Source organism: Pseudomonas sp. LBUM1669 (assembly GCF_059695705.1).
Genome location: NZ_CP166784.1, coordinates 1,772,279 through 1,788,260, shown reverse-complemented (window position 1 = coordinate 1,788,260; position 15,982 = coordinate 1,772,279). Strand labels below are relative to the sequence as shown.

Genomic DNA, 15,982 nt, shown 5'->3' with positions numbered 1-15,982 from the left:
GTTGATCTGGATCCGCGTCGAGTAGCCACTGCCTCAACGGCAAATATCTGGATTGCTCATGTCCTCTTCGACCGAGACCGAAGGTGTCGGGTTGTTTCGTTCGGTGAAGATATCGACCTTACAAACTCCCAACATGACCATCTAATTTCTTAACCTGACAATCTGGGTCAGTGCCGGCCACAGTTAGAATCAGCGGGAGGCTCAAAATTGAGTACGTTTGGCAATGGACGACTAAATTTCCCGGACGGGACCACCTCATACACACTGAACGCACATATTGCCTGTCCGTTACCTTCAGCGGTGGGCCTATAAACAAGACCGACATAGGCTTCATAGCTCTTGTTCTCTTCAAAGACAAAGAGCCGCGTAGCTTCGGGGCAGGTCTGGTACGTACTACCGTAACTGCCAGCGAAAAGTTTTGTAACCGCTCCATGAACCCCACATTCAAAGCCGCCAATTGATCCCGGATGCTGTGCTCCCGATTCCTTTCTGGAGCCCATCCGCCATGATGCGACCCGACGCAAAAGTCGAAAAAGTGTATCTGTACCCCAAGCCCGTCGACTTCCGAAAATCAATTGATGGCCTGGCTGCGCTGGTCGAGCTGGACATCAAGGTCGCCGTGTTTGACCCGGTGCTCTTCGTCTTCCTCAACAAACCGCGCAACCGCGTGAAGATTTTGTACTGGGAGCGCAACGGCTTCTGCCTTTGGCTCAAGCGCCTTGAATCTGAGCGATTCAAAACATCGCCCGATGCCACCGACGAGGCGATTGTCCTAACTGTTCAGGAACTCAACTGGATGCTCGACGGTTTCGACCTCTGGCGTAACCGTCCTCATCAGGTTTTGACGCCGCGATTCGTGGCCTGATTCGTTATAATCCAGGGCATGATTTCAATGCCCAAAGATCTTCCTGACGATCCTGCGCTGCTCAAGCAATTGCTAGAGCAAATGCTGCTTGAGCGCGAGTCTAACAAGGGCCGTATTGTTCATCTTGAAGAAGAAAACGCGCTGCTGCGTCAGCGCCTGTTCGGACGCAAGTCCGAACAAACAGCCGATCCGGCCACGCCGCAGTTAGCTCTTTTCAACGAAACTGAAAGCATCGCCGAACCCGTCGGCGAAGACGCTGAAGAAGAGGTCGTCGGTCCAGCCAGGCGTCGCGGTAAACGAAAGCCGCTGCCCGCCGACCTGCCACGTATCGAAGTCATCCACGAACTTCCCGAGGATGAACTGACTTGCGTTTGCGGCTGCCGCAAACACGCCATTGGCGAAGAAGTCAGCGAGCAGCTTGAAATCGTGCCGATGCAGATTCGCGTTATCAAACATGTGCGCAAAGTTTATGGCTGCCGCGATTGTGAGACCGCACCGGTCACTGCGGATAAGCCGGCTCAACTGATTGAAAAAAGCATGGCCAGCCCAAGTGTTCTGGCGATGCTGCTGACCACCAAGTACGTGGACGGTCTGCCGCTTCACCGTTTTGAAAAAGTACTAGGCCGCCACGGCATCGATATTCCGCGCCAGACCCTGGCTCGCTGGGTTATCCAGTGCGGCGAGCACTTCCAGCCGCTGCTGAATTTAATGCGCGATAGCCTGTTGGCCAGCCGTGTCATCCACTGCGATGAAACACGCGTACAGGTGTTGAAAGAGCCTGACCGAGAGCCGAGCAGTCAGTCCTGGATGTGGGTGCAAACCGGCGGCCCGCCAGACAAACCGGTGATCCTTTTCGACTACTCCACCAGCCGAGCGCAGGAGGTACCGTCGCGCCTGCTCGAAGGTTATCGCGGCTACGTCATGACTGACGATTACGCGGGTTACAACGCGCTGGGAGCACAGGCCGGAGTTGAACGTTTAGGGTGTTGGGCTCACGCACGGCGTAAATTTGTCGAAGCGCAAAAAGTACAGCCCAAGGGCAAGACAGGACGGGCCGACATCGCATTGAAGTTGATCAGTAAACTATATGGCATCGAGATCGCCTACAAACGGAGTGGTGATGAGGCGCGGAAAAGAGGCCGCCAGGAGTTGAGCGCCAGCGTGCTGAGTCAACTGAAAGACTGGATGCTAAAGACGCTGCCGTACGTGACTACACAGAACGCATTGGGCAAAGCCGTCAGCTACTTGGCAAACAACTGGAACAAACTCGAGCGGTACGTCGAGGAAGGTTACTTGCCCATCGACAACAACGCCGCAGAACGTGCAATACGGCCGTTCGTTATCGGAAGAAAAAACTGGTTGTTTAGCGACACGCCAAAAGGGGCGACGGCTAGCGCTCAACTTTACAGCTTGGTCGAGACTGCTAAAGCCAACGGCCAAGAGCCCTATGCGTGGCTGCGCCACGCACTTGAGCGCCTGCCAATGGCGGCTTCGGTGGAAGATTACGAAGCCCTGCTACCTTGGAAATGCGCACCCCAATCTCATAGCTAACCGCACCGCCCACCTTTGACTAGGTGGGTTTTATGGAGCGCTTACAAAGTTTCAAACGCTCCAACAAAAAAGGTTTACCCGCCGGGACGAGGTATTCAGCGGCCATCTCGGTGTAGGCGCCCTCTGCCATTCTCGTCACACCCAGATACTCCGGCATTTTTGGTGCGAATCGCGCAACCATATTCAGTTGTTGTGGCACGAGAGGCATCTGTGGGTAGTTTACGCTAGGCTGATGCTCACCGAAAAAACGACCCGCCTTCGCCAATACCTTGGTATCTGCGCTACACCCCATGTATGTATTGCCACGCACATAACCATTGGTAATCACACGAAGCTTCGCCGTCGGAACATCTGATGCGGGTTCAACGTAGGGTTCCAGTGGTTTGATGCTGCAGGCGGTGAGTAGAGAGAAGGCGATGATGAGCGTTTTTTTCTTGAGGTCCATGTTCCGACTCTTGTACGACGTTGATAAATGACAAAGTGCCCCGTTTACAACTCCAATTTTAAACTCTCCGAATCATTCCTGTCTCTGGTTCTAACTGGGAAAATATCACGCTCTCCAACAACTCTATCCATACCCGGAAGACTCAAAATCTTACAACTCGCCTCTGCGCCGAAGAGCTCATACTTACTTCCCTCAAAAAACTGGACAGATTTATTTTTTGGCCAACGCACAAAACCAAACAAATAAATCCGCCCCGCCCCTTTATGCCCTAACAAATAAGTCCGCCACATCTATTCTAAAAATCAACCTAGCTGGGGAAATTCGTCCCCCTTAATCTCGTCAACACATTTAAAAATCTGGAATACGCCAAAAATGGCACGTGCAACGTTATTACACACCTCTGACTAAAAATCTCTAGAGGAACAAAAAACTTTACACTTCGCTTATTAGACGCGTCAGAGCAGCAAAAAAAGGACAGATTCATTTAGACACCAAACGAAAAATCCCCCCCATTTAATTTTCATATCACACATAAAGCAGTAATAATTTGATCGGGATGATCTTCCAGAGAAACTCCCCAGCCGGTAACTTCAAGCCCTCCATAGTCCTCATCGGTATAAAACCATTCTTCAGCCTCGTCAAACTCCAAAGTTGCAAATGGTAATAGATCCGAAACCCTCCCCCCAAAACCAATACCTTCCGGCAAAGCACCCTTATAAATCAAATTTTGAGCCTGCTCACCAGGAAAGCTAAAATCATAAACCTTAACAGCACACACCTTACTACTTTTAATCATAACTGATAAAGCAGGGGTAAACTTATTCAAATCATTAATAACACTTGCATCCGACAAAACAAAAGAATAACCACCATCCCCGTTCTCATTCAAATTATAAAGCTTTAAACGAAGCACTGGAGAGTCAGCGAATTGGTATAGAGAGCTACTTCCATCAACCAAATACCCTAACAATACGCACTTCAACACATCCGCATCGACATGCAATGGTATTCCTGCAAGTGACACAGATGGCACAATTGGCGCCACCCATGATATTGAAAACCCTTTAGATTAGGTCATTTTGGCACCCACGTATTATTAGCAGGGTTAAATATCACTTTTTGACCCTGCGGATTTAAGTAAACTGTATCTGCGTCATAAATAGGGTTACCCCCATTAAATTTCGGCCTATACGTCAAAGGATCAACAACTTTAATCTTACTCCCATCTCCATAAGTGATTTTGTAGTACTCACCAATATGAAACTAATAAATCCGCCCCCTTTTCCCTACATTACGAACAGGCGCCTCAAAGGTTGACAGTGCGAGAGCTGAAGGCTGGCGGAAAGACTTTGGTGACCACGTTGCATTGCCCGAAGCAGACACCAAAAACAGCCCTCAAATCGCTGTACAAAGGGCGATGGCATGTCGAGTTAGATTTGCGAAATCTCAAAGCTACGCTGGGACTTGGAAAGTTAAGCTGCAAAACCCCTGGCATGGCAGTCAAGGAGTTATGGGTCTATCTGTTGGCACACAATCTGATCCGAATGCTCATGGCACAATCGGCTTTATTAGCTGACTGCTTACCTCGCGAACTGAGCTTCAAACACAGCCTTCAGCTATGGCTGGCGCTGCGACAATATGGCAGCCCTGAAGAAGAGGATGGCCTGTCAAATTTATTGACGCTGATCGCTCAAAGGCGCGTTGGAAACCGACCTGGTCGTATCGAGCCGCGAGCCATAAAACGAAGACCTCAAGCCTACCCCTTGCTGACCAAACCGCGTCGGTCAGCAAGGGCAGATGTCAGGAAAAATGGGCACGCTAAACATGTTAAGTAAGTGCCATTCAAATCCGCCCCCTTTTCTGTAGGAGCACTGGGCCCCGCCCCAAAGAAAAACTTGGTCTGCCCCCGTTTATCCGTTTTAGTTTGTGCTCTCCCCACCCATTTCATTCTCCCTCTTCGTACCCCTCGAACTCCCACAAACCTAATCTCGACACCTTATTTGAAACGTCACTCCAATCTTTACCCGAACAACCCTGCAAAAACTTTTCAATAGCTTTAACAATTCTCTGGTAATTGTATTCACGAACAATGAGGTAATGCAGCCCAACAACAACCTCATCTACCCTATGTCTTTTTTCGATCCACTTCGGAGTACAAACCTCTATATCAAATGACTCTTCACCCTCCTCCCCTGCGGGCCCAATCATGGCTTGAAGGAGAAAGCCAAAATCATCCTGAGCATCTGGCTGAAAATCTTCCAAATTATAAATATCAGGGCTATGCAGCCGTTTTAACTTTGCTTCCATAGTTTAATCCGTAATATCCAGATGACCATTTGACTGCCATTTTTTTGTCTCTTGCCCAGGATACCTTTGCTCAAAGTTGGCCTGGGTCCCCTGTTGATTTGGCTTATAGGTTGGTGGCCTATACTGCCTTAAGCCATCCTGACTAACTAGAGTTTTCCCGTCACTAGCAATTTTATATCCAGCACCGACCCAAGCTTTTCCCATCACATCAGCTTGCTCTCTCGTACCTGAGCCGATACCGAAGTTACCTTTACCTTTTGCCGCCTCACGGAGCTGTCCGCTTAGTTTAGCCCAGTCACTACCAGTGCTTGTACCTACGGGACTTTTACCCAAAAGCATCATACCCGCTGTCATCTGAAGCTCAGTCAACAACGTTGCCCGCTCCTTCAGGGATAATGGCCGTCCGGCCTGCTGATCAAGCCAACTGGTCTCTTTGACCCATTGATCAGCACCCGCCAACTCGCTTGGCGTCAACCAGCCTTCGGAGAGGTTCTTCGCATAGGCCATTTGCTTATCTGAGGTGAACAGCGCTCCCCAACCATCGACGCCTTGTGAGGGAACAGCAATGGACCCTGGATTCCCGGTGAGCAACCCCGGCATATCATAGGAAATACTGTGCCGCAGGAAATTGATCAGATCCTTGGCAACCGGTGAATCCAGCGACACTGCGCTGCGCTGAATATCATCGACACAGGCTCTGTTCTGGCAGGCATTCATGGCCATCGAACGCTTGGTGGACAAATCTTCGTATTGCGCAACAATCTCGCGAATGTTCTGTGCACTGCAGCCCTCAGTGGCCCGACAACCCTGAAGCTCTTTGAGTAGCCGTTCAGCCGAAGGGTGGTCGAGGTTGTTGTATTGCGTTGCGTTTGCCGTCACTGCAGCGGCGGCTGACGCATCGCCCCCCGTAACGGCCGCAGTCAACACGCCGACCAGTTGAGACGCCGCCAGCAGCTTATTGATTCCTTGTAGGTACTCAAGGCTGTTTCTGTCGACTCCGACCGGCAACAACTTGTCAGCCAGGAAATCAACCAGTGCTTCATTTGCTCCCGCAGCCAGAGCACCTGTACGGAAGTCGCCCCCCATGGCCTCAGCCATCAGACCGCCGAGAGCAGCATGCATTGCGACTTTCGTCAACTTGCCGTTTTCAAACAGGGTTACATCGCCAATTTTGTTGGCCCCGATTGCTCCGGCAATACTGATGCCTGTCCCCAACGCGGATTCAACCAGATTGTCCTTGAGGCTGCCGCCCATGATGGCAGTTTTTGCCAACGTATCGGCCGCAGTCTTGATCGCAACGGTTTGAGCGCTGGCCAAGTCGAACTTCAGGTCCGTAGGTGTGAACCCGAACTTTGATGCAATACCTGCCGTAATCCCAGCGAGTACATAGCCTTTCAGGCTTTCCGATGAAAAAGCATCCTTGAAGGTGCCACCCAAATCGCCTTTGTTGTTTATCGCGCTGACAGCAGTTTGCGCAACCGCCGCCGAAAAGCTTGCCGTTGCGGCAGCCGATGCAGCGGCGCCTATAGACGCTGCAGTGGCCGCTGACGCACCTGCTGCTGCTGCCGCCCCAGAAGCCGCTGTGCCTGCAGTTGCACCAACAGTTGCTGCTGTTCCGGTGCCAGCCGTCAGCACGGTGACAATGATAATGATCGCCAACATCGCGCCCTGACCGAGGCTCGAACTGCTGTATTTGAACGACTCGTGGGTTTCCTTGATCAGACGCCAGTCCACATCACCGCGCTTCTCAGCGTCTTTGAGCCACGCAAGTTGTGGATCCGCCTTCACCATTACATCAATGGTCTGGCTAACCGATTTCTGGTTAATCTGTTTGATATCGATGTTCAGGCCATCAACCGCCTTGATCACCAATTGCCCCTGAGCCACCAATTGACTTTGCCGCAGGGTCTCGTCGGTATTGCCTTTGCCCGACATTGAGTTCCAGGACAGGCTGGTATCACTTTTCTCGTGGCTCTCCTGATGCAGGTCCTTCACGCCCTCAAACGTGATGGCACCTCCACTGCTAATGGTCAGGTCATTGCCGCTATCGAGTTTGGCAACCTGGTAATGTTGATCGCCGCCACTGGCGAGCACCATGTTGCCGCCGGAGGTGATTTCACTGCCGATGTTTTTCACATCGGTGACTTCATCGCGCTTGGTTTTCTTCGAGCCGAAGGAGCCTTTTTTCTTTTTGTCGTATAGCGAGTAGTCGCTGTCTTGCGCTGCGAGAATGTCGAGGTTGTCACCCGCTACCAGATACGCCTCGTCGCCCGCGGTAATGCGGCTGGAGACCACGGCGAGATTATCACCGGCACTCAATGCCACATCGCCACCGGCCGTGATACCCGACATGACCTGGCTGACGTGATCTTCCTGCCTTGTGAGCTTTTTGCTCTTGGACAGGGAGTGCTCCTCATCCGCGGCAGAGCTGATGATCATGTTCTCGATCGCAGCCATCGCGATGTCGCGCTTGGCGTCGATCTGGCTGGCGATCACGCTGATATCACGCCCTGCCTGGGCCGACAAGTCACGACCGGCGCTGACGCTCGCACCCAACTGAGTGATGTCGCTGCTGTTGTGTTTGCTGTCCTTGAACACACTATTGGTGACCTGCGCCGAGGAAACGTTAAGGTCTCGTCCGGCATTCAGGTCCATGTCACGACCGCTTTGCAGCACCCCACCAATATTGTTGATGTCCCGCCCCGCCGAGATATTGAGGTCATTGGCGGCTTCGATGCGCGCGGCGCTGTCAGCGAAATCGTGATGTTGCGTACTAAAGCGGGTGTTGTTGTCTTGTGAAGTAATGGTGCGCTCGTTGAGTACGTCCCCCATGATCGCGTTCACGCTCACGTCACGACCGGCAAGAATGCCACCCGACTTGTTGATGACGTCATTACCCGCCAGCACATCCAGTCGATTACCGGCCTGAATCAGACCGCTGTTGACCAGGTCCTTGCCCGCCGTCGCCGACAGGTTATTGGTGGCGCGCAACGTACCGACGTTATCGAGGTTCTGACCGGCAATCAGCGTCACGTCCTTACCTGCAATCAGCGCACCGGTAGGACCGAGGCGGCCTTCGGCCTGTGCCAGATACAGCACCGGCACCAGCACTTTTTCGCCGTTCACTTCATGCTCTTCGAGCCAGACAATGTCGTGAGTCAGTGCTGCGACTTGTTGCGAGGTCAGGCTGACGCCCATCGACAGATTGAGGGTGTCCTTGCTGGCGATGGCGTTGTTCATCAGGTACTTGAACAGGCCTTCGTCGGTTGTCTGGCCGTCGATGTAGCGCTGGCCGGTGCGGGCGACGACCGCTTGCTGGATCAGGCGCTGTTCGTAGAGGCCATCACCGAGGCGTTTGGCGCTGTTGTCCGGGTCGTAGCCGAGGTTGGCCAGCAGATAATCCGAACTCATGAACTGCTTGAGGTTGGTGAGTACCGGGTTGGTTTCGATCAGGTATTTGTGGCCGTTGGCCGGCGCTTTCACGTCCGGCAGGCCGGTGACGCGCGTCAGGGGACGAATGCCGATCGCGGACTGGATGGCTTTCGTATGCGCGTCGGCATTAGAGCCATCGAGTTTGACGGTCACGTCGAGTGTGCTGGCGACGTCCGTTGCCACGGTCGGTGTGCGCCTGGCAGGGAGTACGGCGCGGTCACTGCTGGAGACGGCCGTCGGGGTGTTGACCTGCAAGTTGCGCGGACCACCGCTGTTAGCGGCGACCACGTGTCCCAGGGTGCTGACGTTTTCACCGCCCACCGTCCAACCCGGCGGATGCAGTGTGCCTGCAACCGGCGCCTGATCACTCGTGTCCTGAGTACTCAGACGAAACAGGCCGTTCTGCCCGGTGGGAAGACTAAAGCCCGGCAATGTCAGCGGGTTGACTTGCTGTTGGGCAAGATCGGGCGGTAGTTGACTATTGAGCCTTATGACAGTGGTGCCAGTACCGCTTGCCTTGGTATCGGCGACTTTATTGGTGCCGCCGGTGGAACCGTAGTCCTGGTGGATAACACTGTTCTGCAGATCCTGGGTGGCAGTGATCGAGACGTTCCCGCCTGCCTGGATGACGGCATTGCGCCCGGCGGTGACGCTTCCACCATCACGTGCCGTTTCAATGTCACTGACCAGGGTATAGTTCTGCAGGCCGGTCGGCAGTTCCACCAGGTTGTTGCGGTCGTATTGGGATTGCGGGCTGATAGAACCGACGGAATAACCCGAGAGAGTGTTGGTCACCACCTTATTCGTCACGGTGTCCTTGACCACGACTATATCGATCGTGCCGCCCTCCCGGCCACCCTCCCGGCGGGTGCCATACGCAGCGGTACCTAAACTAAAACCTCCAGAACCGTCGATGTAGTAGAGGTTCGGGAAATCCGGGTTGTTACGCTGGTTGTATGCCACCACCTGCGGCATGAAGCGAGTGACCGTTCCGTCGGTGACCCGGCCGGTCCGATAGATGCGCGTGCGCTCGATACTGCCGCTGACCGTACCAATGTTCTTCAGGTTGTTGGCATTGATGGTGATGTTGCCGGTCGCACTGACGGTGCTTTTGCTATTGAGGAAGTCGCCACCGTTAAAGACAAAGTCACCGCCGGCGGTCAACAAGGAGGATGCCGTGGTGTCGCTGTCCTGCCCACCTTCGAAGACTTCCCGGGCAATGTAATTGACGTCGTAGTGGTCGCCGCTGCAATCGCCGCACTGAACGGCCAGGAAACCGGAAACCAGAGTACGAGTCAGGGCAAAGTTCTGCGTACCGTCGTCGCCCGAGGTACGGTTGGTGAAGGCCCCGGCGTTGAGTGTGAACTTGCCACCGCTCTCCATAGAGCCGGAGATGTTCGACACTTGGTTGGCCTGGGCCGCGCCGCCATATCCTTTGACGACGACATCGCGCAAACCGTACAGATCGCCGTTCTGGTTGGTGAAGTTGCCGACGCTCAGCGTCATGTCGGCGCCGCTGAAAATCAGCCCGCGATCATTGAGCAGCGACGGAGTTTTGAGGTCGAGGTTTTGAGCGGAACCCAGCGTTCCGTAGTTGGCAAGACTGCCGGCTTCGACGGTCAGGTCGGCGTTGGAAGTCAGCCGCCCGGCGTTGGTCAGCTGTCCGCCGATTTTGATCGTGGAGTCGCCACCACCGGCAATGCTCGAGGCCGCGTTCAGGTTCAGTTGTGCCGCAGTTAGGGAAAGACCGCCAACGCTCGACATCCGCCCGTTGCCGCCGTAACTGCCGCCCAACTGCATATCCAACACGCCATCGCTGGCGATCAGGCCATCATTCGTCCAGTTACCACCACGAGCTTGCAAGTAGTCAGAGGCCAGCAACTTGCCGCTGGCGGTCTGACTGAAATTACCGACGTTGACGTTCAAACGACCGGCCTGGATGACGCTGGAGTTGGTCCAGGTATCGGCATTCAGATCCAGGGTGCCGGCGGTGGTAATGCCGCCTCCGGCACCAATGACGTTGGCGGTGGAGATATCAAACCGGCCAAGACCGACGTGATTGAGTTGGCCGCCGGCATTCAGAAAGCTGCCAACGGCCAAGGTCAGGTCGGTGTTGGCGGTCTCGAGCACGCCATTACGGTTATCCAGCAGGCCGCCAATCTGGAAGCTGGTCTTGCCGGTATTGCCCAGAGAGCGAAGCCGGCCCGTCTGGTTATCGACGCTAGCCGCTTTGACGGTCAGCGTGGTGTCGCTTTCAACGATACCGGCATGGTTGCTCAGGGTGCCGCTGAGGCTGAGGTCGATGCGGTTGCCGGCAATCTGCCCGTTACCGTTGTCCAGACTGGTGCCAGTCACGCCGGCCTGGCCCTTGGCATAGAGCACGCCATTACGGTTGTCGAACGCGGCGGTGGTGATGCTCGCGTCAGCGGCTTGCGCTGAGATCCGTCCACCGTTGTTGTCCAGGCCGGCCAGTGCCGACAGCGTCAGGCCCTGGGCTTGAATGATTCCGCCCTGGCGGTTGTTGTTGAGGTCGTAGCCGTTGCGCAACACGCCGACGGTTCGCGCTTCAAGGGCGCCTTTGATACTCGACAGCACACCGCCGCGGTTGTCGATGTTGACGGCTTTGACCATCACCAAGCCGTTCTCGGCAATGACTTTGCCGCTCTGGTTATCGAGGTCGCCGCTGACGTCGAGGGTCAGGCCGTTCTGGCTCTGGATCGCGCCTTTGCCGTTGGCCAGGCTGGCTGCTTTTAAGTTCAGGCCGGCGTTCTGGCTGTAGATCAAACCATTGGTGTTGTTGTGTACCGCGCCGCTGGCGGTGATCTGCAAGGCGTCCTTGGCGGCGAGGGTGCCGTTGTTGCTGTTGTCCAGCGAACCGGTCAGAAGGGTCAGCGTGCTTTGGCTGGCGAGTTGGCCGTTCTGGTTAGCGAGGTCGGTAACGCCCTTGATCAGCACCGGGCCGACACCGACCAGTTTGCCGCTGGTATTGGTCAATGCACCGAGCAAGTCCAGCGTCACGGCGCCATTGCCGGCGATGCTCCCGGCCGTGTTGTCCAGGCCGGTGGCCGTGGCATTGATCGCCTCTTGCGCGTTGATCGTACCGCCCGCGTTGGTCAATGCGCCGGCGGTGATGTCCAGTGCGGCGCCGCTGTCGATCAAGCCGCCCTGGTTGTTGTTGAGGGACTCGCCCAAGGTGAGGGTCTGCCCTGCCGCGCTGCTGAGGATGCCTTTGTTACTGTTATCCAGACGCTTTGATTTGACGCTCAGGCTGCCCTGGCTGACCAATGCCCCGGCATTGCTATTGAGCAAGGCGCCTTTGAGGTCAACGGCAACATCACCGTTGCGACTCGAGAGTGTGCCGCTGTCGCGGTTATCAAGGCTGTCGCCGTTGACGGTCAGACCCTGCCAACCGGAGATCAGCCCCTTCTGGTTGACCAGGCCGGTGCCGTTGACTGTCAGTAGCTGGTTGCTGATCAGCTTGCCGGCGCTGTTATCCACGGCGCGGGCAATCACATCGAAACCGAGGTTGCTGGAGATTTCGCCGTTCTGGTTGTTGAGATCGCGCAGGCGCTTAAGGGTCAGTGGCCCTTTGGCTGTGAGCAAGCCGTTGCGATTGTCGAAGTCGCCGTTGGCCAGCTCCACAGTGACGGCTTTTTCGCCGAGCAGGCGGCCACCGTTCTGGGTCAGGGACGTCAGGGTCAGGTCGATATCGCCCTTGGCCGAGACTTCGCCATCGTTGCTGGAGTCCAGGTTAGTGGCGGTCAGGGTCAGGTTGCCCTGGCTGTTGATCAACCCGCTATCGCGGTTGTTCAGCGCCATGGCGTTGAGGATGACGGCGCTGGCGCCAAGCACCGTGCCGCTCTGGTTATTGAATTCGGCGCTACCGATTTTGAGTCTTTGTGCCGCGCTAATCAGACCCTTGGCATCGTTGCGCAACACACCGTCGACGGTCAGGTCGAGGTCGCCTCGGCTGGTCAGGCTGCCGCCGCTGTTGTTCAGGCTGGCGGCGCGCACGTCGAGGGACGCAGCGCCGATCAGGCCTTTGACGTTGTCCAGCGCGTTGGCGATGCGCAGGGTCAGGCCCTGATTGCTCAGCAATTTGCCGTTGCTGTTGTCCAGGCTTTGCGCGGTCAGCGTGAAGGCTTCGGCGCTGGAGATTTCACCGTCCTGGTTGTTGACGCCCTTGAGTTGTTTGAGCAGCAAGGCACCGGGGGCATTGATCAGGCCGTTCTGGTTATTCAACTGGCCGTTGTTCAGGTCCAGGCTGAGGCTGGTGTTGCTGAACAGTTTGCCGTCCTGCTGATCCAGCCCGGTGACCGAAGCGGTCAAGGCGCCTTGGCTGCCGATGCGGCCGTCGTCCTGATTGGTGACCTGGCCCGCGACGAGGTTCAGGGTACTGGCGCTGTTGAGGCGGCCGCCCTGGCTGTTATCGAATGCGCCGGTGGTGACCGTCACCGCGCCTTTGCCGCTGATGCTGCCCTGCTGGCGGTTGTCGAGGCTGGCACTGGTGAGGGTGAGCGCGCCATCGGTGACCACTGCACCGCCCTGGTTGCTGACGCTGCCGTCGCTGGTGAGCATCAGACCGGCGGCGCTGGAAAGACTGCCCTGGGTGTTGGTCAGTTGAGTGGTTTTGACGGTCAACGCACCTTCGCTGCTGACCTGGCCCAGGCTGTTGTCGAACGCGCCGGTCAGGTTCAAGTGCATGTTTTGCACGCTGAGCAAATTGCCGCCGCTGTTATCCAGCAAACGTCCTTGCAGGTTCAGCGCGGTAGTGGCGCTGAGCAGGCCTTTGTTGCGGTTGAGCAACTGGTCCACGGTGAGGGTCAGCGCCTGACCGGTGAAAACCTGGCCGCCATCGCTGTTGTCGAGTTTTTTTCCGGTGATCGACAAGTCGGCGTTGGTGCTGACCTCACCGCCGCGGTTATCGAGGCCATCGACTGTCAGGGTCATGGCTTTGGTGGAACCGAGCAGACCTTTTTGGCGGTTGTCGAGGGTGTCGGCGGTCAGCTTGAGCACACCGGTGGTGATCAATTTACCTTTCTGGTTATCGAGGGTTTTGACCTTAACGGTGGCGTCGGCCTTGCCGGCAATATCGCCGCCACGGTTGTCCAGGGTGTCGGCGGTGAGCAGCAGTTCACCGTCAGCGATGACCGCACCTTGCTGGTTATCCAGTGTGTTGTCGGTGGTGAGCTCCAGCCGGTCGTGGCTGCTGATCAAGCCTTCGCTGTTGTTGAGGCTGTCGCTGTGGCTATCAAGGGAGGCGGCGGAAATCACGCCTTTGAGGTTGTTCAGGGCTTGTGCGATGCGCAGGGTCAGCCCCTGATTGCTCAGCAATTTGCCATTGCTGTTGTCCAGATTCTGAGCGGCCAGTGCGAAGGCCTGAGCGCTTGAGATTTCACCGTGCTGGTTGTTGACGCCTTTAAGGTTTTTCAACACAAGCAACGGCGCGTTGATCAGACCGCTCTGGTTGTTCAGTTGACCGTTGTTCAGGTCCAGGCTCAGGCTGGTTTGGCTGAACAGTTCACCGCCCTGTTGATCGAGCCCGGTGACCGAGGCGGTCAATGCTTGCTGGCTGGCAATTCGCCCGGCGGCGTTGTTGACCTGCTTGGCGGTGAGTTCCAGGGTGCTGCCGCTGATGAGTCGACCACCCAGGCTGTTATCAACGTTGCCGGTGACGACGCGGGTGGCCTCTTTACCGGATATCAGGCCTTTCTGGCTGTTATCCAGGCTGGCACTGTCAAGAAACAAGGTGTTATCGGTGCTGATCGAGCCGCCCAGATTGAGCAAGCCGCCACGACTGGTCACGGACAACGCACCGGCACTGCTCAGGCTGCCGGCGCTGTTATCGAGGCTGGCCGCGTTGACGGTCAATGTTCCTTCGCTGCTGATCAGCCCTTGGCCATTGAGCAAGGCATCGTCAAGGGTGATCACCAAACCATTGAGGCTGTCGAAGGTGCCGCCGGTATTGTCCAGCGTGGTGCCGGTCAACGTCGTTGCGCCCTTGGCGACGATCAGACCTTTGTTCTTGTTGATCAGTTTGGCAACGATCATTTCCAGATCGGTAGCGGCCAGTATTTTCCCGCCGTCGCCGTTGTCCAGACGCTGACCTTTGATGTTCAGCAACAGGCTGCTGGAGAGCTCGCCTGCACGGTTGTCGATGTCGTCGACTTTAAGCGTAAGCGCTTTAGTGGTGCCGACCAGGCCGCCATTGCGGTTATCGAGGGTCGTGCCGGCCAGGCTCAGATTGCCTTGGGCAACCAATGCCCCGCCTTGTTGTTGCAGCAGGCCAATGGTGGCGGTGAGGTCACTTTGGCTGGAGAGGCGCCCCGCCGCGTTTTGCACTTCATCGGCGTTGAGAGTGACCGGGCCTACGGCACTGAGCAAACCTCCACTGTTGTCCAGGCGAGTACCGCCATAGGCGATATCGGCCTTGCCGCTGATCAAGCCTTTGTCGCGGTTATCCAGTTGGCCAATCTGCAATTTCAGCTGTTTGTCGGCCTGGATCACCCCGCCGCGATTGTCGGCAGAATTGCCGCTTATGGTGAGTGTGTCTTTACCACTGACTTTGCCGCCGCGATTGTCGAGGCTGCCACTGCGTACGTCGATGGCGCCCTTGGCGCTGATTTCACCCGCGTTCTGGTTATCCAGCATACCGCTGATGCGCGCAGTAAGGCTGCCGTCGCTGACCACCACACCGGCGTCGCGGTTGTCGAGGCTGGCGGCTTTGAGATCCACGCTCTTGCCCGATCCCAATACACCGTCGCGGTTATCCAAGGCGCCGCTGAGGTCGATACTCAAACCCAGGTCGCCCAGGACCTGACCACTACGGTTGTTCAGTGTGGTTGCGTTAAGCCGAGCGATGCTGGAACTGGAAATCTCACCGGTGCTGTTGTTCAACTGACCGATCGTGCCCGCCAAATTACCCGTGCTGTTGATCACCCCGTTGGTGTTGAGAACCTGATTGGCAGTCACGTTCAGCGCACCGCTGCTCAGCACCCGGCCATTGTTCTGGTTGTCCAGGGTCCCGGCGCTGATGTTCGCGGTTTGTGCGGCGCTCAGCGTTCCGCCCTGGTTGCTCAAGGTCTGTGCGGTGTTGATGGTGAGGTTACGGCTGGCAACCAAGCTTTTGCCGGTGTTGTTGAGGTTCTGCGCTGTCAGGCTCACATCACCCGTGGAGTTGCGGCTGTTATCGGCGTTGACCCCGGCCTCGATGACGCCGCTGTTGGTCAACTGACCGCCAGCGCTCAGCGCGATGCTGTCGCGGGCGGCGAGGGTTTGCTGGTTGGTGAGGTTGCCTTGGGTTTGCACGTTGACGGTGCCGGCGTAGACCGGGCCGCGAGCGTCGAGGCTGGCAGCCTTGACGTTCACCGCGCCGTTCGTGG

The 15,982-nt window shown here is 56.1% G+C and carries 5 protein-coding genes and 2 pseudogenes; 3 read left to right on the top strand and 4 right to left on the bottom strand.

The genetic code is table 11. The features are described 5' to 3' along the window. Window positions 1-505 precede the first annotated feature (505 nt). Together tnpB and tnpC are read left to right on the top strand one after the other, a co-directional pair. On the top strand, window positions 506-865 hold the full coding sequence (tnpB, locus tag ACA051_RS08285) for an IS66 family insertion sequence element accessory protein TnpB (RefSeq protein WP_024647222.1): 360 nt from the start codon (window positions 506-508) through the stop codon (window positions 863-865). Between the two features lie 18 nt (window positions 866-883). Further along, the gene (gene tnpC / locus ACA051_RS08280; RefSeq protein WP_497370753.1) at window positions 884-2,416 is read left to right on the top strand and encodes an IS66 family transposase; all 1,533 of its coding nucleotides are present in this window, start codon (window positions 884-886) and stop codon (window positions 2,414-2,416) included. A 19-nt stretch (window positions 2,417-2,435) separates the two neighbouring features. Here the strand turns inward: tnpC and ACA051_RS08275 are convergent, their stop codons facing one another. Together ACA051_RS08275 and ACA051_RS08270 are read right to left on the bottom strand one after the other, a co-directional pair. Then, window positions 2,436-2,861: a hypothetical protein gene (locus ACA051_RS08275; protein WP_497374359.1), complete on the bottom strand. Its 426-nt coding sequence runs from the start codon at window positions 2,859-2,861 to the stop codon at window positions 2,436-2,438. A gap of 520 nt (window positions 2,862-3,381) precedes the next feature. Then, the gene (locus ACA051_RS08270) at window positions 3,382-3,864 is read right to left on the bottom strand and encodes a hypothetical protein (protein WP_497374357.1); all 483 of its coding nucleotides are present in this window, start codon (window positions 3,862-3,864) and stop codon (window positions 3,382-3,384) included. A gap of 289 nt (window positions 3,865-4,153) precedes the next feature. On the opposite strand from ACA051_RS08270, the pseudogene ACA051_RS08265 reads away from it, so the two are divergent. Then, window positions 4,154-4,696: pseudogene (locus ACA051_RS08265) on the top strand (transposase); the annotation flags it as partial. Window positions 4,697-4,805: 109 nt separating this feature from the next. On the opposite strand, the gene ACA051_RS08260 reads toward ACA051_RS08265, so the two are convergent. Beyond that, a complete protein-coding gene (locus tag ACA051_RS08260; RefSeq protein WP_497374355.1) occupies window positions 4,806-5,168 on the bottom strand; it encodes an immunity 8 family protein in 363 nt (120 codons plus the stop codon). A 2,013-nt stretch (window positions 5,169-7,181) separates the two neighbouring features. After that, window positions 7,182-15,812: pseudogene (locus ACA051_RS08255) on the bottom strand (beta strand repeat-containing protein); the annotation flags it as partial. Window positions 15,813-15,982: the final 170 nt, after the last annotated feature.

Excerpts from the sequence above, each read along its gene's own strand:
- tnpB (WP_024647222.1), top strand. The coding sequence starts at position 506 with ATGATGCGACCCGACGCAAAAGTCGAAAAAGTGTATCTGTACCCCAAG.
- tnpC (WP_497370753.1), top strand. The coding sequence starts at position 884 with ATGATTTCAATGCCCAAAGATCTTCCTGACGATCCTGCGCTGCTCAAG.
- ACA051_RS08275 (WP_497374359.1), bottom strand. The coding sequence starts at position 2,861 with ATGGACCTCAAGAAAAAAACGCTCATCATCGCCTTCTCTCTACTCACC.
- ACA051_RS08260 (WP_497374355.1), bottom strand. The coding sequence starts at position 5,168 with ATGGAAGCAAAGTTAAAACGGCTGCATAGCCCTGATATTTATAATTTG.